At 57.4% G+C, this 23,840-nt stretch carries 18 protein-coding genes and 3 pseudogenes; 15 read left to right on the forward strand and 6 right to left on the reverse strand.

Going from position 1 to position 23,840, the window contains the following annotated elements; translation table 11 throughout:
* Positions 1 to 239: 239 nt before the first annotated feature.
* A pseudogene (locus KM295_RS06320) lies at positions 240 to 377 on the reverse strand (YegP family protein); the annotation flags it as partial.
* A gap of 175 nt (positions 378 to 552) precedes the next feature.
* Here KM295_RS06320 and KM295_RS06325 point away from each other — a divergent pair.
* From KM295_RS06325 to KM295_RS17000, 3 genes and pseudogenes are all read left to right on the forward strand, one after another.
* Positions 553 to 1,926, forward strand: a complete 1,374-nt coding sequence (locus tag KM295_RS06325) for a hypothetical protein (protein WP_256029116.1) — start codon at positions 553 to 555, stop codon at positions 1,924 to 1,926.
* A 167-nt stretch (positions 1,927 to 2,093) separates the two neighbouring features.
* On the forward strand, positions 2,094 to 3,728 hold the full coding sequence (locus tag KM295_RS06330) for a COG1361 S-layer family protein (protein WP_256029117.1): 1,635 nt from the start codon (positions 2,094 to 2,096) through the stop codon (positions 3,726 to 3,728).
* Between the two features lie 3 nt (positions 3,729 to 3,731).
* Positions 3,732 to 4,013 (forward strand): annotated as a pseudogene (locus tag KM295_RS17000) (efflux RND transporter permease subunit); the annotation flags it as partial.
* Positions 4,014 to 4,551: 538 nt separating this feature from the next.
* Here KM295_RS17000 and KM295_RS06340 read toward each other — a convergent pair.
* Entirely contained in the window at positions 4,552 to 5,373 is an 822-nt protein-coding gene (locus KM295_RS06340) for an undecaprenyl-diphosphate phosphatase (protein ID WP_256029119.1), read from the reverse strand.
* Between the two features lie 182 nt (positions 5,374 to 5,555).
* Between KM295_RS06340 and KM295_RS06345 the strand changes: the two genes are divergently transcribed.
* A complete protein-coding gene (locus KM295_RS06345; protein WP_256029120.1) occupies positions 5,556 to 7,934 on the forward strand; it encodes a hypothetical protein in 2,379 nt (792 codons plus the stop codon).
* 181 nt (positions 7,935 to 8,115) lie between these two features.
* Here the strand turns inward: KM295_RS06345 and KM295_RS06350 are convergent, their stop codons facing one another.
* From KM295_RS06350 to KM295_RS06360, 3 genes are all read right to left on the reverse strand, one after another.
* Positions 8,116 to 9,342: an RNA-guided endonuclease InsQ/TnpB family protein gene (locus tag KM295_RS06350; protein WP_256029121.1), complete on the reverse strand. Its 1,227-nt coding sequence runs from the start codon at positions 9,340 to 9,342 to the stop codon at positions 8,116 to 8,118.
* Between the two features lie 152 nt (positions 9,343 to 9,494).
* On the reverse strand, positions 9,495 to 9,800 hold the full coding sequence (locus KM295_RS06355; RefSeq protein ID WP_256029122.1) for a hypothetical protein: 306 nt from the start codon (positions 9,798 to 9,800) through the stop codon (positions 9,495 to 9,497).
* A gap of 263 nt (positions 9,801 to 10,063) precedes the next feature.
* Positions 10,064 to 10,891 carry a DUF4330 family protein gene (locus KM295_RS06360; protein WP_256029123.1) on the reverse strand — a complete coding sequence of 276 codons (828 nt, stop codon included), beginning with the start codon at positions 10,889 to 10,891 and terminating at the stop codon, positions 10,064 to 10,066.
* A gap of 182 nt (positions 10,892 to 11,073) precedes the next feature.
* Here KM295_RS06360 and KM295_RS06365 point away from each other — a divergent pair, with 182 nt between their 5' ends.
* The gene (locus tag KM295_RS06365) at positions 11,074 to 12,483 is read left to right on the forward strand and encodes a sugar transferase (RefSeq protein WP_256029124.1); all 1,410 of its coding nucleotides are present in this window, start codon (positions 11,074 to 11,076) and stop codon (positions 12,481 to 12,483) included.
* 177 nt (positions 12,484 to 12,660) lie between these two features.
* Here KM295_RS06365 and KM295_RS06370 read toward each other — a convergent pair whose 3' ends face one another.
* Complete coding sequence (locus KM295_RS06370) at positions 12,661 to 13,863, reverse strand: RNA-guided endonuclease InsQ/TnpB family protein (RefSeq protein ID WP_256029125.1); 1,203 nt, start codon at positions 13,861 to 13,863, stop codon at positions 12,661 to 12,663.
* 794 nt (positions 13,864 to 14,657) lie between these two features.
* Between KM295_RS06370 and KM295_RS06375 the strand changes: the two genes are divergently transcribed.
* The 10 genes and pseudogenes from KM295_RS06375 (at position 14,658) to KM295_RS06420 (ending at position 23,510) form a co-directional block, all read left to right on the forward strand.
* Positions 14,658 to 14,882: a ribbon-helix-helix domain-containing protein gene (locus KM295_RS06375; RefSeq protein ID WP_256029126.1), complete on the forward strand. Its 225-nt coding sequence runs from the start codon at positions 14,658 to 14,660 to the stop codon at positions 14,880 to 14,882.
* Between the two features lie 39 nt (positions 14,883 to 14,921).
* Complete coding sequence (locus KM295_RS06380) at positions 14,922 to 15,191, forward strand: type II toxin-antitoxin system RelE family toxin (RefSeq protein WP_256029127.1); 270 nt, start codon at positions 14,922 to 14,924, stop codon at positions 15,189 to 15,191.
* Positions 15,192 to 15,362: 171 nt separating this feature from the next.
* Complete coding sequence (locus tag KM295_RS06385) at positions 15,363 to 16,679, forward strand: RNA-guided endonuclease InsQ/TnpB family protein (RefSeq protein WP_256029128.1); 1,317 nt, start codon at positions 15,363 to 15,365, stop codon at positions 16,677 to 16,679.
* Between the two features lie 178 nt (positions 16,680 to 16,857).
* Positions 16,858 to 17,160, forward strand: a pseudogene (locus tag KM295_RS06390) (helix-turn-helix domain-containing protein); the annotation flags it as partial.
* Positions 17,161 to 17,383: 223 nt separating this feature from the next.
* Positions 17,384 to 17,905 (forward strand): DUF7342 family protein, encoded by a 522-nt coding sequence (locus KM295_RS06395; RefSeq protein ID WP_256029129.1) that lies wholly within the window; start codon positions 17,384 to 17,386, stop codon positions 17,903 to 17,905.
* A gap of 83 nt (positions 17,906 to 17,988) precedes the next feature.
* A complete protein-coding gene (locus KM295_RS06400) occupies positions 17,989 to 18,363 on the forward strand; it encodes a hypothetical protein (protein WP_256029130.1) in 375 nt (124 codons plus the stop codon).
* Between the two features lie 445 nt (positions 18,364 to 18,808).
* Positions 18,809 to 19,930, forward strand: a complete 1,122-nt coding sequence (locus KM295_RS06405) for a glycosyltransferase family 4 protein (RefSeq protein ID WP_256029131.1) — start codon at positions 18,809 to 18,811, stop codon at positions 19,928 to 19,930.
* Between the two features lie 75 nt (positions 19,931 to 20,005).
* The gene (locus tag KM295_RS06410; RefSeq protein ID WP_256029132.1) at positions 20,006 to 21,472 is read left to right on the forward strand and encodes a flippase; all 1,467 of its coding nucleotides are present in this window, start codon (positions 20,006 to 20,008) and stop codon (positions 21,470 to 21,472) included.
* Positions 21,473 to 21,559: 87 nt separating this feature from the next.
* The gene (locus KM295_RS06415; protein ID WP_256029133.1) at positions 21,560 to 22,459 is read left to right on the forward strand and encodes a glycosyltransferase family 2 protein; all 900 of its coding nucleotides are present in this window, start codon (positions 21,560 to 21,562) and stop codon (positions 22,457 to 22,459) included.
* Positions 22,460 to 22,505: 46 nt separating this feature from the next.
* Positions 22,506 to 23,510, forward strand: a complete 1,005-nt coding sequence (locus KM295_RS06420; RefSeq protein WP_256029134.1) for a glycosyltransferase family 2 protein — start codon at positions 22,506 to 22,508, stop codon at positions 23,508 to 23,510.
* Positions 23,511 to 23,840: the final 330 nt, after the last annotated feature.

Consider the following 23,840-nt stretch of genomic DNA (forward strand, 5'->3'; position numbering starts at 1 on the left):
ACACGGGTAGGGGTACATCATAGTGGAACCATCGGGACTGTTAAATACTTTGTTGTATCAGTGACCGGAGATCGGCTGAAACGCCCGAAATAGAGTATGTTAAAGAATGACAAAGTCGGCGTCGAGGACGATAGACCGATAAAAAGCAGCGTCGATCAACTGATAATCGACACGTGCGCTGAAGAAAATCAGGTGGAGTGATGTCCGGAAATTCCGGGACGAAAACGGACAGAAAAAAGCTACCCCACGTCTTCCTCGTTGGCACCGGCTGCGTTGCGCTTGACGCTGTTTATCGCGTCCCCGGCGCCGAACCGGGAAGCATACCCCTTCCCCGAGGAGGCGACGACGTTCCGGTTGCGGTGCCGAAGCCGCCAGCGGTACTCGCCAGCCCTGTGCTTGAAGCGTTCGAACCGAGCGTGACTGTGTTATCCCCTCGAGTGCGGCCATCATCGCGACCGGGGCGATCGTCGCCAGCGCTTCGCCGATGTCAGGGCTCAGCGGGGTCGAATAAATATATATTTCCAGTCCTCGAAGGCGTAGCACCCATCTCGTATGTCGGAGTCAGCGCTCTCCGAGGACACCCGAGCCGGCCCGGACGGTGTCGACGGAGGCTCGACGCTCGTCACCATCGAGGACCTGTTTTCGGACCTCTCCGAACTGACGGCCGATGACTCCAGCGCCGAAACCCGAAGCGAGATACGGGATATCGCACACCTGCTCGCGGAGGCCCACGAGCGGGGGTTGATCGAACCGAGCGCCCCTGACCTCCGGGTTCGCGATGCCGCGGAAGCGTTCGTCGGGAGCGTGATCTTCGCCTCCCCGCTGCTCGTCGAGGACGGCATCGTCGATATCGCCGATCACCTCTTCGGGACGACCCCCTATGGCGTTCCGGTCTTCCTGATTGCGAACACGTGTTTCGTGGTCCTGATGACGTACGCGCTGATCGAGTGGACCGGCCGGGACAAAGGGGAAGCGCGAATGCTCCTCGGCGTCGTTCCGGTCCGTCTCGTGATGACGCTCGTCGTCTCGTTTCTCGTCGCGACGGTACTGATGACGGTCTGGGGACGCGTCGGCGGGTGGCAATCGCCCATCGAGGCGATCGCCCGTATCAACGTCCTCTGGACCGTCGGGACGCTGGGGGCGGCCCTCGGCGATATCCTCTCGGAAGGCGATCCCGCCGTCGTGACGAGAGCGGGTGAATCGGCGCGATCCGATCGACGGCCCGCACCCGAAATCGTCGACAGGATCGCCACCACCGACAGCGAGACCGGATCGGCCTCGGCGCTGTCCGATAGCGAACTCGTCGACGCGATCCACGGGGAGTTCGACGACCTCGAGTCGGTCGTCGACGACTCCGCCGATCGGCGGGAAATAAACCGGATCCGGAACCAGACGATCCAGGCGGCGTTCGACGATGAGATCCAGAAATACACGTCCCGGGACATCGCGGAGGCGTTCGTCGGCAGCATCTTCTTTTCGAGCCCGTTTCTCGTCGAGGACGGCGTCTTCGACGTCGCGGCGTTCTTTCTCTCGTTTCGGATCGGATATTTCCCGGTGTATTTCCTCCTCAACACGGCGTTCGTCCCCGTGATGATTCTGGCGCTCGTCTACTGGGCGGGGCCGAAGGACGTCCGGATGTCGCGGCCGATATTCGGCGTGATCCCCCGTCGGCTGGTCGGGACCGCCGCCGTCTCCTTTCTGACTGCGGCGGCGCTGATGGCGATGTGGGGGCGAGTCGGCGGCTGGGCGGATCCCGTTATCGCGCTGGCCCGTATCAGCGTGGTCTGGACCGTCGCCTCGTTCGGCGCGGCCCTCGGGGACATCTTCCCCGGCGAGAGCTCCGGGACGGACATCAACGACGACCTGGCGGCGATCGCCAGACTGGCCGTCGAGGGCGGGTCGATCGACCGCTCCCGGGAGCGATAACACGACCGCTCGACCACGGAGCGAGAGGCCAACACATCTCACTCGAGGGCGCCGGGCGCTGGGCGAAACCGACGGCTTAATACGTCGCCCAGCCGACTTATCAACCGGTTAGTTTCGAACGATGAGCCGCCCTCGAACGCGTCCCCGTCGGTCGAGTACATAGATTAATGCCCACCTCCGCCCCCAGCCGATCGCTTCGCGTCGGAATCGCCCTTCTCGTCGTCGTTTCGGCCCTCGTCGCCGGGACAGGTGGCGCGATCGCACAGAGCCAAGAGTCCGGGCAGGTGATCGGCGAGCCACAGATTTCCTTCGGGACCCAGACCGGCGAGGTGGCCGCCGGCACGGCGACCGATCTCACCATCACCATCAGAAACCGGGCACGGCTCCAGAAGGGCGGGCCCGAACAGCACGAAGAACGGGTCACGACCGCCCGGGCGATGACGGTGGAGTTCGAGGACGGGAACGTCCCGATCGACGTCGACACCGGAGAGATCTCGGTCGGCAACGTGCCGACCGGGGCGACCTCGAGTACAGTCCCGATCACGATAGAGGAAGGCACCGATCCGGGCAGCTACGAGATCCCCGTCGAATACGAGTACCAGTACACCCGGATCGCCGACTACGACCAGTTCGGCGTCGATTACAGTGATCGGACGCGGACGCGCGAGGGGAGTATTACGGTCGAGGTGACCGAGGACGCCCGCTTCGTGGTCGTCGACACCGACGCGACCGCACAGATCGGCGACGAAAACGACGTCTCGCTGACGCTCCGGAACACCGGGGCGGATCCCGCCCGAGACGCGAGCGTCGACGCCGAATCACAGAGCGACGCGTTGACTTTCGATTCCGACGGGAGTTCCTCGACGGGGTTCGTCGGCGACTGGCCGGCCGGCGAGACCCGCACCGTCAACTACAGCGTGACGCTCTCCGACGACGCCGCCCTGCGCGGATACGCCCTCGGTCTCAACGTCGACTACACCGACACGGACGGCATCGCCCGGACGTCCGAACCCATCACGACCGGCGTGCAGACGATCGAAGCACAGTCCTTCGCGATCGATGATATCGGCTCGTCGCTCCGCGTCGGCGAGGACGGCGACGTCAGGGGAACCGTCACCAACACCGGGCCCCAGCCCGCCGACAACGTCGTCGTTCGTTACGCCGACGATTCGACCACCGTGACGCCGAGAGAGGACTCGGTCGCGGTCGGGACGCTGGAGGCCGGCGAATCGGCGGACTTCCGGCTGCCGTTGGATGTGAGCACCGACGCCGAAAGCGGGTCGAAGTCGTTCGATTTCGCCGTGCAGTACCGCAACCAGGACGACGACCAGCGGACCTACACGAAACTCGACGTGCTGGCTGACGTCGCCCCCCAACGCGACCAGTTCGACGTCGAACTCGAAGACCGGACGATCGAACCCGGCGGCTCGCGGACGATCTCGGTGACGGTAACGAACAACCTCGACGAAACGGCAACCGACGTCGAGGGGCGCCTCTTCGCCGACGACCCGCTCGACACTGGGTCGACCGACACGGGCTACGTCGAATCGATCGAGCCCGGCGAGACGGCCACGATGACCTTCGAGTTGACGGTCGCGGACTCGGCGACGCCACGGAAGACCTATCCGGTCTCTTTGGACTTCCGGTACGACGACGAGGACGGCAACAGCCAGCTCTCCGATACGGTCCGGGTCCCCATCGAAACCACGGAGGCCGCTGAGGGCGGGCTCCCGGTGGTACCGATCGTCGTCGTGGTCGTCATCGTCGCCGTCGGGGTTGGCCTGTGGTACCGGCGGCAGTGATCGATAGCCGGCTCCCGGATCGAAGCGGCGACGAGACGCCTCAACGGAGCGATCGTCGACAGCCCGCGGCAGATCGTCGTCTTTCTCGTGCTCACCGTCCTGTTCGCGGGCGGGGTCAGATTCATCAGCATCGAGACCGATTCCACCGATTCGTTCACCGAGGATCTGCTCGAACAGCAGGCCATCGACGCGGTGAACGAGGAGTTCGAGCCGCCGTTTGAGCCAGACAGCGAATCGACACAACTCATTCATACGGGCGATAACGGTCTCACGAAGGGAGCGCTCGCTATCATGCCAGTTCTCAAGGACTTCGGCCTGCTGATAGCGCTGAGTGTCGCATACTCCTTCGGAATGGCCGTGACTCGCGTTGCTGGCCGCAGTACTGCTGTGGGCTCGCTACGAGGAAGCTGACCTGTTCGCGAATCTGATCATCACGCCGCTGTGGTATCTGGGGTTCAGCTTCCTCTTCGGGATGACGGTGCTTGCTGAGGTGACGTATTACGTCGGGTGCAAAAGCCGAGGCAGGGCCAACGACCTAGTGGTCGGATACGACCTGAGCGGCTAACGAAAAACGTCCTCAAAAAGTACGTCCGATAAGGGGCTGGTGTCGGTACCGTCACAGCGAGTTCACTACCGGGAATGGCCGGCGCGGCGGTCTGTGTCGTCCTCGGAGCCGTGGTACTGTGGGATGAGATGACCGAGCGTGGACGGAACGCAGAGAGATACGGGCCGTTGAGCTACTGGTCGCCGTTTCCGAACCGCCGCCACGGCCGGAAGACGCCGAGACAAGCCGAGCCGCAGAACCGAGCCCGCCAACGGACGGTCACAGGACAGCGAGGCCACCGACGACGGCGAGCCCGCCCAAACCGAGACAGACCTGCCAGAAGGGGACCCGTTCGACGAACCGCATCAACGCGTCGATTGTGACGAACCCGACGACGGCGCTGACGGCGAGCGCGACGGCGGCCGCAGCAGGTGAGATCCCGGGCAGCCCGTCACCGCTGAGGACGACGAGGAGCGCCGCGCCGAGACTCGCCGGGATCGACAACAAAAACGAAAGCCGCAACGATGTCGTGCCGCTGTAGCCACGAAGCAAAAGGACGCTGACGGTCGTCCCCGATCGAGAGATACCGGGGAGGATCGTCACGCCCTGCAGCCCGCCAACCAACAGCGTATCCGAAAGCGTCGGCGTCTCCTTCGGGTCGATATCGATGGCCTCGCTGGCCCGCTGGAGCAGCCCCGTGCTGATCAACAGCCCCCCAATAACGGCGATAAACAGCCCGCTGGCGAGCCCGGAGACGGCCGCCCGGAGCGTGAGATACAGCGGGATCCCCACGACCCCGGTCGCCGCACTCGCCAGCCCGATGAACGTGATCTCGGCGTTATCCTCGCTGTAGGCGGTCCACGGCCGCCATCCGGGGAGGTGTTCGAGTGCCGTTTTGATATCCGCCCGGTAGTACGTGGCCGCGGACAGAATCGTCCCGAGCTGGACGAACAACGCGAGATCGACGGCGACGGCGGGGTCGATATCGGACACGAGCGTCACGGCGATCGAGACGTTGCCCTGACTGGAGATCGGCAACCACTCAAGGACGCCCTGAACGAACCCGATGAGGATCGCAAACAGTAGTTCGGCGCGATTCACGTACTGGTGGCTGTACGGGGGCAGGTAAAAACGACGGCGGTTTCAGTGTCAGCGTCTGTCGCGGTGGCGTCAGCTTCTGCAAGCAGCACCGCAGCGACCACCGGAAGCGAGGAGCGCAGTAGGGAGGGAAGGTGGGGCAGCGAACAAAAAATAAAAGACCGCTCCAGCCACGCACACTAACAATGCCGACGCCCGAAGAAGTAAACGAGCGAACCCGTGGATTTCTTCGGGACCACCCGGACGCTCACTCGGCAGTTGAAAAGCTTCTCGAACGCGAGGAGACGAAATCGTTGACCTTCGACGATGTCGAGCTTGATTCGGGACGCTTTGGCGAGCTTGTCTCTCGGGGGATCGTCGAACAGACCGACGGTGGAGGGTATCGGCTGCGACATCCCGAGGCGATCGAGGCGGCGTTAGCCGGCGAGTCGATCGAATCCGAGACCGGCCCGTCGGTGAACGTCCAGCGGCTCCGGTCGGCGTTGATTGAGTTTGCTTCGCTTCGTGAACTCGGCGGCCTCCTCGGTGTACTCGTACTCGTGGCCGGTGCTCGACTGCTGGCCTACGACGATGTCTTTCGAGACGGGCACGTCGTCTCGCCGGGGAACGACCCGTACTATTATCGGTACTGGCAGGAACAGTTACTCGCCCGCTCCGACGGCGTGGCTGACGTTGAAGTGCTCGCTGATATCGGGGGCGCTGCAACCGGTCGCCCACTGACTCATACACTTAATTGGTGGCTTGCTGAACTCCTCGGCGGAACCCCCGAGGCGGCCGCGACAGTCGCGGCCTGGCTGCCCGTTATCGGGGCCGTCGCTCTCGGCTGTGTGGTGTATGTACTGGCAAAGCTACTCACCGGGGACAGTCGTGTCGGGATGCTTGCGGTCGCTTTTTTGGGATTAGCACCGGTACACGTCGTGTACACGCACGCCGGGTTTTTAGAACACCGTCTTCACCAATATTTCTGGCTGGGCGTGCTTGTGTTGGCGTTGAGTTGGCTCGCCGTTGACCTACAGCGGCGGCGTGAGAGTCGAACGGAGAATATAGTTGCCGCCAAGTGCCATCTCCGATCGCGGTCTTCGTGGATCGTTGCCGGCGTCGTTGCGTTTGCTGTCGGGGCCTCAGCGCATATTTGGACCGGCTCGCCACTGACGTTCGTTCCGGTTGCGATATATATCGCGCTGCGAACCGTTTCGGATGTCAGAGCCGATGTCCCGCCGCTTTTCGCCAACGGGCCAGCGATCGTCGGGCTCGCTGGCGGAAGCCTACTAGCGATCGGCGCACACGTCGGCCTCGGCTGGCACAACTCTCTCGCTGCGCTCACGCCGGCGCTGGTTGCGGTCGGTGCCGTCGCTGTCATCGGAGTCGGGGAGCTGTGGCACCGACTCGAGCGTCCCGCATACGAACTGCTTGCGATAGAGGGGGTCGTCGCGATCGCCGGCCTCGCTGGCCTGTTTGTTTTTGAGTTGATCGAGCCCAGCCGGATAACTAACAGTCTTACTCAGGTGTTCTTCCGGGAGGGGGCGACAGAAACAACCTCGCTTTTCGCTGTCAAGCACGCGGTCATTCTTGGACCGCTCTGGCAGATCGGACTCCCGTACTATTTCGGTCTCGCTGCGCTGGCGGTCGCGACGACGCTCGTTGTCCAGCGTTATGAGCCAGCGTGGCTCCTTTCGGTCTGTTTCGCGTGGTACTACATGGCTTTGGCAGCGTTTCAGGTTCGATTCGCCGCCCAACTAGTACTGTTCAGTTCGCTGTTTGCCGCCGTCAGCGGGGTATATTTGCTGGCCCACATCGGGTTAATTCGTTCATTCGTTCCCTTTGCCCGGGATGAAGCAGAACGTGACAAACCCTTCAAGATCCCAGGCGGCCGCACGTCCGGGTATTTGTTCGGCACTATCGGGTTACTCTTGATTTTGAATCTTATTTTAGTCCCCTCGCTTGTCGGGCAGGTAACCTACAGCGACGAGCAGTTCGAAGCGGCACTCACGATCGACGAACACGCCGACGAAATGGACCGATCGTACCCCGAGACAGCTGTCGACACTGCGTGGGGCGATGTTCGGATGTATAATTACTTCGTCAACGGTGAATCGAGTAGCTACGGGAGCCGATACGAACAGCTGTTAGGGGCCGAGCATCCCGATGGGCGAGCCGATGGACTCCGGCAAAATGGGAAATACGTCGTTGTCAGCGAACGTGAGGACCCCTCCTCAGAGAGCTACGAAATTCTCTTCGAGGGCCTCGGCGTCGGCCATGGAGATGTTGAAACCACCAGCGGTCGGTTCCAGCCGGTATACGTGGGTGACTCTCATCGAGCATTCACCGTCGTTGAGGGGGCGGTACTGAACGTGAGTAGCTCAACTGCAACCTCGGTAACCGCGTCAACGGTTCTCGAGGTCAATGACGAAGAGATCATGTATGAACGACACGGCGAGATCGAAAACGGATACGTCGAAATTCGAGTCGCCCATCCCGGAGAGTACACTATCGGCACCGAATCCCGGACCGTCAACGAGACAGCTGTCCACACCGGCGAACAGATCGAAGTGCATCTGGACTGATCGGTCAGTCATCTATGGACCCGTTCAGGCGGTCAGAGTGATATCCGATTCAGCGCCCACCGACAACCGCATCGTCGTCGATCAACGCGACTACGTTGCAAGTCACGTATTTGAAGACGTGATTGTTACTGCGTCAATCGCCTCGGGGTCAAGCCCCGAGGCTTGTCAGTGGACTCCCGCTCTATCCGCGTAACGCGGTAGGTCGAAAGTGACCATTCGCGTTCAATGTCCCTGACTTGAGGGCCAATTGACTCGTGGCCCGTTCAGCACCAGACTTGAGCCAGTGCTGAACAAGTCGCCACCCGACGTTCCGAGCAGCGTTATAGTCGGCGTGCAACTGCTTCCCGCATTTCAGACACTCAAACCTGTCACCGTTACGGTTATGTTCGTGCGTGAATCCGCACTCACCGTGACTACATCGCTGGCTGGTATAGGCAGGAGCCACGTCATCTACGTCAATACCGTATTCTTCGGCTTTGTACTCAACGTGACGCCGAAGTTCACGGAACGCCCACTGCTGGAACTTGCTGGCGTTCGAGATGCGGTCTCGGATATGTTCCAAGTTCTCGAACGCAATCGCCGTACAGTCGTTTTCAACGGCTTCTCGAACAAGTGCTTTTGACACTCTGTGAAGGTAGTCTGCGCTCCACCGGGCGAAACGACTGCCGATGCTCTTGATGGTGAGATGTGCCGACCGAGTTCCTGTCTGTCGCAGGTTGCCACGCCGACGTTCGTACTCGTCACGCTTGTGGTTGAGGTAGTCTGCATTGCCGAGGAACGCTCCAGTTGACGTGACGGCGAGGTAGCCATCCACGTTCAAATCGACACCGAGAACCACTCCGTTCTCGGATGCTTCGTCGCTAGAATCAGGTTCGACTTCTTTCTTCACGGCGACGTGGAGGTAGTACGTGCCATCCCGTTTGTGGAGCGTTGCTTCGCCTTTCTCCCAGTCATCAGTCCAGTAGTCCTCAAACGGTGTCCCTTCTTCGTTGACTGGTGTGACATATTCGGCAGTCACGCGGTCGTCAACCGTTGCGAGAGATACGTGGTCGTCGTTGTACGTAATGGTTCGACCATTGTAGACGACAACTGTGCCTTTGAACTCAGGCTTGCTAGCGTTTTCACCGTCTTCGATGATACGGTCTTTGCAGTTACCGAGTGCTGTGGCCGCAAGGTTGCGGGCACTCTGGACAAGACTGGATTGCAGAGAGAGTTTGTCACGAACGTCAGCGTACGTTTCGTCGTGGAGTGTATTCTTCGTGTCCGTGATTTCGTAGGGGTTGTCGTTCCATCCGTGGTCAGCGACGTGTTGCGCTGCTTGACGGAATTGCTCGAACGTCTCATCGAGAACACTGTGTTTGTCCTCGGGAACGTCGAGCTTTATCTGGATGTTTCGGACAACCTCCATACTTCATAAGAGCAGTTAGAGATACTTGAATTTATATATAAGATGTGGGAGAGTTGGTCTTGCTATTCAGCGTGATTTGCATCGTCGAGTGTCGGCTTCCTCCCCGACCTCAAGGGTCGGGGTATCCGCCTCGACAGCCGATGAAGCAACTGCTAGTCCCGTCGGTCCAGAGTCGCCATCGCACCCGTAAGTGTCACGAGACCTCCGAGGACGAGAACTCGGAGTGCGACCCCCGACATCGCTTCCGTCATCAGGAGCGTTCCGATCGTAACCACCGCCCCGAGTAACATCAAAATGAGCCCGAGAACACGAATCGGGACCGCTCGCATCGCCGTCGCCGCCGCTACGGCGAGAGCTGCGGTTCGTGACTGTTCGAGCGAACGGTTCAGTTTGGGGAGGATCCGATCGAGCACAGCAATAAATGGCCCTACCGTCCATGTCTCCCGTAAGTCGATCACGATCACCTCCGGGTCCGGTTCCGCCGTGAACCACTGGGAGAGAAATGAGCCACGTACGTAGCGTCCGAGTTGAGCGCTCCACGACCGTACGGCGCCGACGATACGGGATCCAGACTGATAGAGAACCGAAGCACGCACGTAGGGCCTAGCCTGGGCTATCCACGACTGTACGGCACTGACGATACGGGACCCAGAGAGCGCTTGTGTGGCCGTCTGTCGGAATACTTCGCGGGCCGATCGCGGTTCCGAAGCCTCTGTCACCGTTACTCACCTCTATTGATCACGGTTGTCTCGACGGTCACCGTTCCGAGATCAAGCGTCGTCTGAGACCCGACACGGAGGGGTTCGCCCTTGAACTGGGGCCCCGAACTCGTCTCACGAACGAGCAGGTCGGCGGTGATCGTCACCTCACGGTCGGTTGGGTGTTCGACCACATTGACTGATCCGTCATCAGCAACCGCGATGAGGGGGGAAGGCTCTGTGTCCACGTCGGTGACACGGGCGATAGTGCGGTCGCCGATCCGCTCGGTCAAGCCAGGGGCGATGGCTTCAGCGATATCCGCATCAACCTCCTGCATGCGAAGAGTCACGGTTCGCATCCTGGACTCCATCGCAAGCGTGTCACGCTCACCGATGGCTCGAATCTGGCCGTCTACCTTGTATACATCCGTTGAGATGCTAAGTGTTCGTCCCAGCCGTGGTGGCGCATTCCCGTACATGAGACGCCCGTTGGTCACCTCGCCGGTCAGGTTAACACGGAGAAATACTCGGACAGCATCGTCCTGTGGAGTGAGATGTACGTCGGTGATCCGGAGCTGTGCGGCGCCCCCTGGCGCGTACGTGTCGCCTTCGTTGATCGCAGACGCGATGTAGTTTGGCTGCGTACCGAGATCAAGCGTCACATACGTTGTCTCCGTTTCCGGCTCCGACTCGGATTCCGGGGACGGACTGTCCGGAGAACCGTCCGAAGGACTGTCAAAGAAAACGAACGCGCCGCCGCCCACAATCACGGCAACAATCAAAACTACGACGAGTGCATCAACGATGTTGACAATTCCGAGGAAGTTTCCCTCGTCATCAATCAGCCCCATCGATAACCCCCAGAGCGTGACATTAGTGACTCCCACTCAATAAGCGAATAAAACGGTAACGCTATCGGAGAGTTGGATGCGTGTCTATCAAAATCAAGTGTATTAGCAGTTGACACTAGATGGGCGACGCCTGAAAACCAGAACATAGTTATTAAAACGTCTTGATCACTAATCGCGCAGTAATGGAGACCGGCTGGCGCTATCGGCTCGTGAGCGTCCTTGGCGTCGCCGTACTCACAGCTGTCAGCGTTGTCGCCCTGAACAACGGGACTGTTCAAACAGCCGTGACATCGCTGCCGGTCCTGTCGCGGCTGCCGAAAAATCCACCGAGGGGAGTCGAATTCTCGCTTGAGGTGCTGTTGACTGTCGCCGTGGTAACTGGGGCGTTTCTCCCGCTATACAAGCCGCGACCACGGCGGATCCTCGATATCATCGCGCTCACCCACAAGCGGGCCCTCGTCGCTGTATTTGCGCTGGCGACGATCGGGTATTTCGATTATACCTACAAGCTGCCCCGGCTCACACTCCTGTTGATGACGCCAATCCTGCTGGCCGTGCTGCCGCTGTGGTTCGTCTGGCTTCGCCAGCCCGACACGCAAACCGAGCGGGCAGTCGTTGTCGGCGACGACATCGACGCGATCAGGCAGGTCGTTGCAACGGTCGACGCCCAACTGCTTGGGTATCTCTGTTCGACGTCCACGCTGGCGAGGAACAGACGCGACGACGTCGGACAAGTCATTTCGGATGGCGCCGGGGCCGTGGACATCGATCGACTCGGCGGGCTCTCGCGGCTTGAGGATGTCCTCGTCAAGTACGATATCGACACCGCCGTGTTGGCGTTCGCAGAGGCCGATCGAGCGGAGTTCTTCGGTGCGCTGGACGCGTGTTATGAACACGGTGTCGACGCGAAGGTGCACCGCGATCACGCCGACGCGGTATTGAGCGGAGGTGGGACTGCGGGCCCGCTCGTCGATGTCGAGATCGAGCCGTGGGATATACAAGACCACCTGTGGAAACGCGCGTTCGATGTGGTCTTTTCGCTCGTCGGCCTACTGGTGTTGCTGCCTGTCGTCGCAGGAATCGCCGTAGCGATCAAACTAGAGGACGGGGGCCCGATCCTGTACAGCCAAGAACGGACCGCCGTGTTCGGTGAGACGTTTACCGTATTCAAGTTCCGAACGATGAGCCCCGACGGCGAATCCTCAACACCCGTCAACGACGAGGAAAACGACCGGATCACGCGTGTCGGGCGCGTGTTGCGCAGGACGCATCTGGACGAAATCCCGCAGTTGTGGTCAATCCTCCGTGGCCAGATGAGTGTCGTCGGCCCGCGGGCGGTATGGACCGAAGAGGAACACCTCTTGGAGGAAGATTCGGAGATGTGGCGAAAGCGGTGGTTCGTCAAGCCCGGACTGACAGGGCTAGCCCAGATCAATGACGCGAGCAGCTTAGAACCAGCCGAGAAGTTACGATACGATCTGCAGTACGTCCGCGAGCAATCGCTTCAGTACGATCTGAAAATCGTAGCCCGACAGCTATGGAAGGTGGCAGCCGACGTATGGAAGACGCTTTTCGGACCAGAGGATTCCTGATGAACGGAACATCTTCGATGCCATTCCTCGACGAGGTCGTCTTCATTGCGCAGCGTGTCATAGAATCCTTTACAGTCGATTTACTACGGTACAACCGGAGGTAAACTACCCTACTTCGCTCGGGGGCAACCGCCCCGCTCGCTCGTTGAGGGTAGGGCTTTCGCGTGGACTCCCGTTCTACGCCGCATCAACGGCGGGAAGGTTGTACTCTCCACTCACGTTCAGCGTCCCGCGATTCAAGCGCACGTCTACGGGTGCGCCTCCGTCATCTGCGTTTTGCCGACGCCGGAGGTACTGAAGGCCGATGTTCTTGGAAGCGTTGTAGTCGGCGTGGTTCTGGTAGCCACAGTCCTGACACTCGAAGTCCTCGTCGTGGCGGTTGTCGTTGTGGGTAAACCCACAAGTTGAACACCGTTTCGAGGTGTTCCGTGGGTCCACTTGGACGGCTTCGACACCCTGCTCTTTGGCTTTGTATTCGACGTACTCGTAGAGGCGACGGAACGCCCACAGATGGTGCCACGACGCCTTTGGCACGTTCTCACGAATGTCGGTCAGGTCCTCGAACACGATATGCGAACAGTCGTGTTCGGTGGCTTCGGCTACGATTTCGTTGGCGACACGGTGCAGGAATATTTCGAAGCGCCCGTCCTCCTTGCGCTTGACGCCTGCTATTGCGTCATGTGCCGCCCGTGTCCCGCACTGCTGGAGGTCGTCACGTCGCTTCTCGTACTCTTGCTTCCAGTGGTTGAACTCGGCTGCCGACCAGAACCGTCCGGTCGAAGCGACCGCGAGTTGATTCACACCGAGGTCCACACCGAGGACTGTTCTGTGCCCGGTGCCGGTGTCGTCGTCCTTTTTGAGCATCGACGCATGGAGATACCAGTCGCCGTCGCGTCGATGGAGTGTTGCCCGCCGAAACTCGTAGTTCTCGTTGGCGACGTACTTTGTCGGCGGTGTGTCGTCGTCCTCGGGGAGAATGTAGTCGCACTCGATTCGTCCGTCCACAGTCGAGAGCGAAACGTGGTCACGGTGGAACGTGGCACTTCGCTTGTCGTAGACGGCGGTATCAGTCGTGAACGTCGGACGAGACGTATCTTGGCCGTTTTTGAGCCGTTCGACGCCGCTCTTGATGGCTTCAACGGCTTGGCGTATCCCTTTCTGGACGAGATTTGCGGTCAACTCCGTATCCTCGCGTAGTTGGCCGTACAGCGCATCTTCAGCCTTCGCTTTCGATGTAACGTGGTAGCCGTCGTCGCCGTGCCAGCACCATTCGCTTGCGGTGTTGGCACAGTATTTGAATTGCTCGACGGTCTCCCGCAGGTGTTCATTCGCGCCTTCGGGTGTGTCGAGTTTGATTACGGCGGTTCGACGGGACTCCACGATATTTCACATATATGCTTTCAGTTACTTAATAATTGGGAGTTAGCAGGCAAGAATCTGGTCGCCAGTTAGTACCGTGTCGGCTTCCTCCCCACCCTACTCGCTTGTGCTTCCGCCGGAGCCGGAAGCCCGGCGCTCCTTAAGGGTGGGGCCTCCGCCTCGAATTAGTGAATTAGCCGCACAGTGTATCACCTACTGGGTCGTTCTTAGCGGCATTAGTAACTACATAACAAGGTATGAAGCAGCATGATTTCTGAGATATGAGCGTATATGGTGGATTGCATCTGATTGCACTCGGAGGGTTTCTTTGGATTTTGGCTATTAGCGTGGTCTGGATGCTCTTGTACGCATATGGCGAAAAGAACGGAACTGTTTCAGTTCCCTCGAAGTAGAGACAGCCTGTAACCGACCCCACCCTACTTCGCTCACCCTGAGGGGTTCACTCGTGGAGGGTGGGGCTTTGATGTGGGACTCGCCGTCAGTTGTCGCCGGGGAGGAAGGTCGTTCCTCGCCCGTATTGAACGACCTTCGGGGTCGGCGTCTCCACCATTCAGGGGCCGGGCTACTGCGGCCCGTGATACTGGCGACGTGTGCGACGGTATCACTACGTACAGATACGGTAGCCACCGGAAAAATGTATCGGGGGGGGCGAGTCAGTCAGCAGCAGCCACGTTACTCGTTTCACACCGTGTCGACTTCCTCCCTGGCCTACTCGCTTGTGCTTCCGACCGGATGTCGGAACCCCGGCGCTCCTTGAGGACGGGGCCTCCGCCTCGAAATGGGTGAAGCTCAATGTGAAGGTGCCGAAGCGGCTTCTGGAGGAGATCGACGAACTGGCCGAGGAACTGGAGTACACCAACCGCTCGGAGTTCATTCGGGAGGTGCTGCGTGATGCCACGGAGCCGATTCTGACGCCCGGCGCGAAAGAGGGCGCCTCAGAGGGCTACGCGGACGTTGCGGCGGGCCGGACGATGTCCACGGACGAGGCCCGCGAACGCCTCGGCATCGATCAGAACTGAGGGCAGACCGGTGCTCACGAGGTCGTTCTGACGGAGACTGTGGTCGAAACGCTGGAACAGTTCGAGACGGAAGACGCCGAGCGGATCATCAACAAGCTGGAAGACATCGGCGACTTTCCGGACCACTTCCTTGACCGGTTGAAGAACCATCCCGGCTACAAGCTTCGTGTCGGTGGCTTCCGCGTCCTGATCGAGTGGGACAAAGACAACGAAGTGCTCTACGTCATCGATGCGTTCGAGCCGAAGAAGGAGTACCGCGAGCTCGGCAAGTACCGTGAAGTGTGGGGGTCGTGGCGAGATGATGAGTAGGTGGTGACTGATTATAGGCTGAACAGGCGCAATACCACGGCCTTCAGGCCGTGGATACGCGCCGTCACTCAGTGACCCATTCCCCTGCTTCGACAGGTCTGGATATTCCACCGTTCCCAATCCGAATATTTACAATAGAAACGGCTATAAGTGATTATACAGGCGTTCAGAATGTTGGAAGTCCACCGCACCCATCAAGCGAAAATCCGCAACCACGGACAGGTAGCGGACTCGCTTGACAGGCACGGGTGGAGTGCCAGCAAGCTCTGGAACGTCGCTAATTACTACTCCCGCGAAGTGTGGGAGAATACGGGCGAGATCCCTGACCACGGAGACCTCAAAGACGAGTTGAAGGCTCACAACACGTACAAGGGACTGCACAGTCAGTCCAGTCAGCGGGTTCTTGAGGAACTCGCTGAAGCCTTCAACTCGTGGTACTCCAGTGATGACAATAGAGACAATCCGCCCGGCTACCGCAAGAAAAACTACTACGACAACCAAGGACGCCGCGTCCACGAAGAACACCCGCGTTCCACCGTGACGTGGAAGCAGAACGGCATCAAACACGACAGGGAGAATAATCGCGTCCGGCTCTCGAAAGGCGCGAACCACAAGGAACACCCCAAAGCGTGGGAGTACATCCTCGTCGAGTACGAAACTCGTCCCGGTGTCACGATTGAGAACCTGCAACAAGTTCGCGCCGTCTACGACAAGGCGAAGGGACGATGGGAACTGCACCTCGTCTGCAAAGACGAAATCGAAACTCCCGACGCACCCGGCACCGAGACAGCGGGGATTGATCTCGGTATCTGCAACTTCGCCGCTGTCGCGTACAGCACCGAAGAAGCCGACCTGTACCCCGGCAACCGCCTCAAACAGGATGGCTACTACTTCCCGAAAGAGATCGCTAAATGCGACGACTCGGGTAGTGAACGAGCCACTCGGTTGCACGCGAAGTGGTCGGAGCGCCGCACCCACTTCTTCCACTCGGTAGCGAGACACATCGTTGAACAGTGTGTCGAGAAGGGTGTTGGGCGAATCAATGTTGGAGACTTGGAAGGTGTCCGCGAGGACGAAGACGGCGACTCGAAGAATTGGGGTCGGCACGGCAACCTTGACTTGCACGGGTGGGCGTTCGACCGCTTCACGTCGATTCTCACGTACAAGGCGAAGGTCGAGGGCATCGAGGTCGTAGAAGTGTCGGAGCGTGACACGAGCAAGACGTGTTGCGTGTGCGGTAGAGAAGACGACAGCCAGCGCGTCGAGCGTGGCCTGTACGTCTGCGAGACGTGTGATGCGGCGTTCAACGCAGACGTGAACGGGGCGGAGAACATCCGTCTCGACATCAACGACGAAAGTAACTCCGAGTCTGCGTCCAATTTAGACGAAGATAGGAGTACCGGCTGGTTGGCACAGCCAGGTGTCTACCTTCATGACCTCTCCCGAGGATTCCAACCTCGGACAGAGGTGGTAGACTGCAAACCCTAATATCCCAATCCAGCGGTGCGGTACCGTGGGATTCACCCGCGTTCACGCGGGTGAGGATGTCAAGGCGAGGGAGAAAGACGAAGCTGCCGAGCGAAACACCGAGACCAGAGGAAGCATCGACAAACGGCGGGAAGAGAGAGCCGAAATCAGTCAAGGCTACAGGGAAGCCCGTCAGGAGTTGCCCGACAACCGAGATCCCGAGCGCGCCGTCAATGGTCTGCTGTCAGTCGCCCAGCTACTGGAGAAGCCGCGGCTTGCACGGCTGTACACGTTCGTTCTCCGAGAGAGATGTCACTATCGACGACATCGGTGGTGAATTGGAGATACCGCGGACGACAGCATATTCGGATGTCGGAACACTCGTTGACCTGGGAGTTCTGACTCGAGACGAAGAACAAAAGACAGACAAGTATTCGGCAATCTCGATACGCTCTCCGCGAATCTCTACGGGCACGAATATACGATTATCCGAGGCTTGATCCCGGGGATGAAGCCAGCCCGCCCAGCATCCAGCCGGCAGGAAGCCAGCAGGATGTTACGGTCTGGTAAACGACCACGGGTCGGGTGACCCGTGGAACTCTCGCTGTTTCCTTTAGATGAACCTCTCCCGTTTTTGTCGGTCGGACGAATTCGCTTCCACGCGCAGATTTTCAACATATTTTCGTTCCAGTAGATATATATTACGGTAGAATATAGATATATGTATGGGGAGTAAAAACGACGGCACTAACCGTGGTCACGAATCCATAACGCGTGGCGAACGGATACGAGCAGCGGCTCGGACACTTCGAACCCCCCGGACAGCTTCGTGGATTGCCGACGAAACGGATGTCTCTGTGCAAACAGCCCAGAAATATCTCGATCAGCTCGTTGCGGACAACGTGCTTCGGAAGATGGATCAGGGTGGACAGAGTGTGTACTGTGTCGATCAACTTGTAGCAACCTATCGAGAGGTCGCCACCCTCCAGCGAGAACACGATCGGGAGGAACTCACAGATTCACTTGCGTCTATGCGACGTGACATTGCCTCGTGGAAGAGGACATATACTGTCGAGACACCGGACGAACTTCGTGCGAGCATCGGTGATCTCGACGATCCCGAGACCATTGCCGAGCGACGAGATGTAGCGAGTCGATGGGAGCACTTCAACGACCGCATTCCAGTCATCCAAGCGGCACTCAACCACTACGAGTGGGCTGTCGAGCGTGATCACCTCTCCACCTAATACTGATGGGGCTTCCAGGAACGACCGATAACTCAGTCTATGAGGGGCTAATCGATGTCCTACAGCGCTATCCCAGGGTGACGATGGCCACGTACGAACCCGACAGCATTGTCAGGCGATATCTTCGCGCAGAGATTGCGCCGTCCCGTGTCGTACCGCCAACCGGTCCTGACTCCCCATCGATCGAAGTCGAATGGCGGTTCGTTGGGCAGGAACCCTACTATCGCATACACTATGCGGATCCAAATACCGGGTTTAACTGTGGGTGGCACCGCGACGATGATCACGCCGACCTCGGTCCGATTCACTTCCAGTATAAGCATCCGGAGACAGGGTGTAGTAGTCACGAGCGTGCGACGTTCGAGAAGACAATCCCGACTGAGATCCTTTGGAGCGCCCTTGACACTCTCTTTGAGGAACGGATTCCGAAGTTGACTGACGACGGAGAGCCGACGTAGGGATATCTTACTTTCGTGAGTGCCATGTACATCTGGATATGTCCCGCGAATCGAAGTCGAAACAGCGGTGAACGAGAGCGACCCGATCACGATCCCAGCAGCAATAGGACGGGAGGGGTGACAAACTCCGCTGGCACGTAGACGAAGACGGGACAATTTCGGTCGAACTCGTCAAACAACACTACAGCGCGTTTTCACAGTTGACCCGATCGGCATCGGCGGACCAACCGATATCACAGAGGATCATGACCTCATTACAGGCGATAATTAACGGCCAGTATTGTGATCGATGCGTAGCGAGCGGAAGCCCACTCGTTTACTCAATCGATCACCGATAGCTGCTCAACTGGCACTGGTTTCATCGATACTGAAACGTAGCTGAACCGCCGTCGAAAAAACCGGAGATTAAATCACCGAGGGCCATCACTGCGTTCGTGAACAGCAGATGACGGGCCGAGAACGGCCGCACGTGTTTCACCTTATCACGCGATTGCTCAAAGGTGGCGCCGAGGCCAAGACGATCGCCACAGTACTCGGCCTCGAGGAGTACGAGTTCACGGTCGGATACGGCGCGGCGTCTGATCAAGCGCAGGTTGATCGACTCGAACGGAACGGTGTCGAGACGAAACGGTTCCCGTTGATCCGTCATTACAATCCGGTGACGACAGTGCCAGCCGTCGTCTCGCTTGCCCGGTATCTACGACGGAACGAGTTTAATATCGTCCACACCCACAGCACGGAGGCGGGGATCATCGGCCGGTTTGCGGCTTGGCTCGCCGACGTCCCCGTGGTCGTACATACGGTTCACGGCGTGCCTTTCGCCGAGGATCGGAACGCACTTTTGAATCGGTTCGTACTACAGTGTGAGCGGGCTGCGGCACGGCGGACGGATCGGATCGTGACGAACGCGGATGCGATCACTGAGGAGTATCTTCAGCGAGGGATCGGACGTTCTGAGCAGTACACGACAGTTTACAGCGGGATCGATCTCGATCGGTTTCGGGACGCGTCGCCGGCCGAGGATATTGATGGGTCGGACGTTCGCGTGTTGATGGTAAGTCGGCTTGTCGACGGCAAGGGGTTTTACGATCTCTTCGATGCGCTCGAACGGATCGAGTCGGATGCGGTGACAGTATACATAGTTGGTGACGGGCCGCTCAGGGAAGATCTCGAAATGGCGGTTGAGCGTCGGGGACTTCCGGTTCGCCTGCTTGGCTATCGATCTGATGTTGAATCGATTATGGCGGCCTGTGATCTCTTCGTGTTGCCCTCCTATCGGGAGGGGACGCCGCGGGTGATCACCGAGGCGATGGCGAGTGGGTTGCCCGTGGTTAGTACTGATATTGCAGGCATCCCGGAGCAGGTTGTGGATGGCGAAAACGGGTTTTTGATTCAGCCGGGAGATGTTGACGGACTTGTGGATCGTCTTGAGCGGCTGATTGAGTCGGCGGAGTTGCGCGAGGAGTTTGGTGCAGTCGGACGCAAGCGAGTTGAGCAGTTTTCTATCGAGGCGATGCTGTCGGATCTGGACGCGGTGTATCGGGACATTCTCGAAACAAAGTGCTAACGACACGCTACGGGATCTTCGCGTGTTTCGAGAAATAACAAGTATAAGGGTTATCTGGACTGTCAATGCGAGCAGATGGCCCAGTTTTCGGATCTCCTAACGCGGGTCAAGGGTGAACTTTTAGGGCAGATACTGACAACGTTTCTCGGTGCGGCACTCATTTTTCTTTTGGCCCGCTTGCTCGGCCCCGAGCGGTACGGATTATTGTTTTTGACAATTTCGATACTCGGGTTCATGCGGGTATTCAGCGAAGCCGGTGTAGCTAACTCCGGAGCTCGGTATATTGCAGAGTACAAAGAGTGCGATCCGGATCAGATCCCACACATCCTCCGCATTTCATTCGGATATAACCTGGTGACGATCGTTACCGTCGTCGCTGTACTGGTCGGTAGTCGTCACTATCTTGCGGGACTGTTCGGCGAGAGCGAGCTAGCTGTACTGTTGTTATATGGTGTTTTCTTCGTCATCTTCGGAACGCTCGTGAGATATGTTCGAATCGTTCTGCAGGGATTCGAGAAAATAGAACTCTCTGCGACGATTCATGTGTTGACCATTCTGTGTCGGTTCGTCTTTGCGATCGGATTGGTACTGTTGGGATACGGCGTCTGGGGGGCATTCGTCGGCTATATTATCAGCTTTATACTGGTTTCGATGCTCGGGCTGGGGCTTGTATATGTACGGTTCTACCGAGCGGTGGAAGCGGACGCTACTGTAGCGCATACACTTCGGAGACGTATCGCGGAATATACGGTCCCACTAACCGCGACAAACACGGCTAGAGCCATCGATCTCCACATTGATACGATCTTAGTTGGCTTCTTTTTGACACCGGTTAGCGTCGGGTTTTACGTACTCGCAAAGCAGATCACTCAGTTCCTCGAAACGCCAGCGTACGCGGTCGGGTTTTCGCTTGCACCGACGTTCGGTGCTGAAAAAGCACGGGAGAACGTTCAGCGATCCGCCCAGATGTACGAGACGAGCCTAGTTTACTCACTTCTCGTGTACCTCCCTGCGTCGGTAGGGGTAGTTTTAGTTTCCGAGCCGGCTATCCAGTACGTTTTCGGGACGGCATATCTCGGCGCAGTTCCAGTACTCCAAGTTCTCGCACTGTATGTCGTTTTTCGATCAATGACGACGATCACGGAGAACAGCCTAGATTATCTCGGTCGAGCCCGCTCGAGAGCGATTATAAAACTGCCAACTGTCGGGTTAAATATCGTCTTGAATGTTCTATTGATACCGCGTCTCGGCGTTGTCGGTGCCGCTCTGGCGACCGTAGTTAGTTACGGGCTCTTCACGATGGCGACGATGTATGTTATTCACACCGAACTGGGCCTTCGAATTCGCTATCTCGGGAGACAAGTAACGAGTATTCTCGCAATTACAGTGATAATGGCAATTGGTGTCGCGTTCGGATTGCAGTTTGTTAGTGGTCTGTTCAGTCTGCTGCTCGTTGTTCTTTCTGGAGCGATTATATGGGGTATTTCAGCGGTGTTCTCTGGCATATTTGATTTGAACAAATTTGACATATACCAGTCGTGAACTCTCTCAATATTCGGTATACGATGAAATCGGCCGTCAAGATAATCAGACACGAATGACTTATTCCGACCCGTAAGATAATAGCGAATGATGGATAGCGATGCTCCCATATTTAGCGTAATCTGTGTTTACAACGATCGGGAGACACTCGAAAAATCACTTCTATCTAGTCTGAAAAACCAATGCGAAGACTGGTATGAAACTATTCTGATCGATAACCGTAACCAAGATTATCACTCCGCAGCAGCAGCGTTGAATGCCGGTGCCGAACGGGCGAGTGGCAAATACTATCTGTTTCTACATCAGGATGTCAAACTACTCGGCGATAAGTGGTTTAAAAAAGCAAGACACCAAGCCGAATCTATAGGAGATCTCGGAGCTGCGGGATTCGCTGGTGTCACGGTATCTGGGATTGATCCTGAAACAAAAGGACGCAACACTATATCCCAAGGTGCTGACAAACGGAAGTGGAGGTTGGGAACAGAGATTACCGCCCCCCGACCGGTACAAACTGTCGATGAACTCGGTTTGTTGGTTCCGCGTGATGTCTTTTCTGATCATCAATTCGATTCGACAGTCTGTGATGGATGGCATCTATACGCTGTTGAATATTGCCTGCGAATGAAATATCAAACAGATCTCGGGGTCTATGCATTGCCAATGAACATATGGCATAATTCTTCAAAAAATGCAGCATCCGGAGCAATCCAGGACATCGGTTATTATAAAACGCTTGTTTCTGTCGTTGAATCATATTCTGACCTAGAAATGATATATACAACATGTGGATTTTGGCCAGCAAATATCTGGTATACGAAAACGATACTCTACAGCCTATCGATTCTCAATACGATCTTACCCAGTAGCCTATCGGAACGAGTGATAAATTCCTGGCCATCAATCTGGGGTGGCGCTGTTCCACTACTCTGGCAAGAAGGGAGGAAGGCAGTCCCAGTACTACTGAAAGAGATACGACAGCAAACATGAATTCTTGTGAATATTATCCATATTTTCAGATCTCCCGAATTAATGCATGAATGATCAGACCAGCGTAATCGTTGTCACGTATAACAGCGAGAACGTGATCGAACGATGCGTAGATTCTATACTCACCGAAGACCCTCACGAGATCATCGTCGTTGATTCGGGATCGACAGATACAACCACAGATATTCTCAGAGACGACTATCCGACCGTATCACTGTTTGAATTAGAGGATAATCCAGGCTACGGGAGTTGTGTTAACCACGCTGTCCGTCAGATATCCTCCGAATATCTTATTGTAATGAACCCGGACACGGAGCTTCACTCCGGAGCGATCCGGACACTCGTTGAACCACTTATCGAACAGCCGAGGCGTATCACAGTACCACAGATACGCACTTTCGATGGGACGATCAATACATGTGGTAACCGTGAACATATGACTGGGTTGGCGTTCACCCGTGGCTTTGGAGAGCATCCCGAAGCACACGCCACTCGCGAGCAACTTGCTGGATTCTCTGGAGCCTGTTTCGGAGTCTGCAGGGACACCTTTGAAGAGTTGGGCGGGTTCGAAGAAGAACTCTTTCTGTATATGGAAGACGCGGAACTTTCCTGGCGAGCGCATTCGAAAAGCGTTGAGGTTCTGCTCGTCCCGGCCGCAATCGTCTACCACGAGTATAGAGGGCCAGTCGTTGACGCAAAAAAGCTGTATCATCTGGAGTTCGGGCGCTACGTCATTCTACGGAGATACTATGATTTCCCAACGGCGTTGCTTTTCGCCCCGTCATTGCTTTTGACTGAACTACTCACCTGGGGCTATGCTCTACTGATCGGTATCGACGGTATCCGTATGAAGTCCCGTGGAGTGTTTGATGGCCTCCGAGTTGATATCGAAACGGAACCATCCGCCGATCCAAGCATCTTTGCGAAACTCGATATCACACTTCCGGAAGTTGAACTTACAGGTTCGTCTGCGGGCCGTCTCATGCGTCGAATTGGCAACAGTATTTACAAGATGAATTACGCTCTCTATCGGTTTTTTAAGGATAATTGACCTGTTGAAACCGTATAAATTAAGCGCAGCGGGCATCCAGAAGCCTACATCTCAACAACAGTCTTGATACCCCTTTCAAACCATGCGGACCAACTATAGACGATCAATTGAGTGGGCTCGGGTCGATATTGCTTTCATTACGGTTGTCGCACTCGTGGGTCGGGTCGGTTACTGGATGATGAGTGGAACAAGAACTGGGGGCGACACTCCCACTTACACGTCCACGTGTGAGGTTTGGCTCTCAGAACCGTGGCTACTGCCCAGAATTATTAATGCCGGATTCACAATCCCCTTTTGTCTTTTCACAGAACTACTGGGGTTGTCGTGGGA

Source organism: Natronomonas aquatica (assembly GCF_024449025.1).
GTDB classification, from domain to species: domain Archaea; phylum Halobacteriota; class Halobacteria; order Halobacteriales; family Haloarculaceae; genus Natronomonas; species Natronomonas aquatica.

Excerpts from the sequence above, each read along its gene's own strand:
- KM295_RS06420 (WP_256029134.1), top strand. The coding sequence starts at position 22,506 with ATGAATGATCAGACCAGCGTAATCGTTGTCACGTATAACAGCGAGAAC.
- KM295_RS06415 (WP_256029133.1), top strand. The coding sequence starts at position 21,560 with ATGATGGATAGCGATGCTCCCATATTTAGCGTAATCTGTGTTTACAAC.
- KM295_RS06405 (WP_256029131.1), top strand. The coding sequence starts at position 18,809 with ATGACGGGCCGAGAACGGCCGCACGTGTTTCACCTTATCACGCGATTG.
- KM295_RS06400 (WP_256029130.1), top strand. The coding sequence starts at position 17,989 with ATGGCCACGTACGAACCCGACAGCATTGTCAGGCGATATCTTCGCGCA.
- KM295_RS06410 (WP_256029132.1), top strand. The coding sequence starts at position 20,006 with ATGGCCCAGTTTTCGGATCTCCTAACGCGGGTCAAGGGTGAACTTTTA.
- KM295_RS06395 (WP_256029129.1), top strand. The coding sequence starts at position 17,384 with ATGGGGAGTAAAAACGACGGCACTAACCGTGGTCACGAATCCATAACG.
- KM295_RS06350 (WP_256029121.1), bottom strand. The coding sequence starts at position 9,342 with ATGGAGGTTGTCCGAAACATCCAGATAAAGCTCGACGTTCCCGAGGAC.
- KM295_RS06385 (WP_256029128.1), top strand. The coding sequence starts at position 15,363 with ATGTTGGAAGTCCACCGCACCCATCAAGCGAAAATCCGCAACCACGGA.
- KM295_RS06325 (WP_256029116.1), top strand. The coding sequence starts at position 553 with ATGTCGGAGTCAGCGCTCTCCGAGGACACCCGAGCCGGCCCGGACGGT.
- KM295_RS06360 (WP_256029123.1), bottom strand. The coding sequence starts at position 10,891 with ATGGGGCTGATTGATGACGAGGGAAACTTCCTCGGAATTGTCAACATC.
- KM295_RS06330 (WP_256029117.1), top strand. The coding sequence starts at position 2,094 with ATGCCCACCTCCGCCCCCAGCCGATCGCTTCGCGTCGGAATCGCCCTT.
- KM295_RS06345 (WP_256029120.1), top strand. The coding sequence starts at position 5,556 with ATGCCGACGCCCGAAGAAGTAAACGAGCGAACCCGTGGATTTCTTCGG.
- KM295_RS06365 (WP_256029124.1), top strand. The coding sequence starts at position 11,074 with ATGGAGACCGGCTGGCGCTATCGGCTCGTGAGCGTCCTTGGCGTCGCC.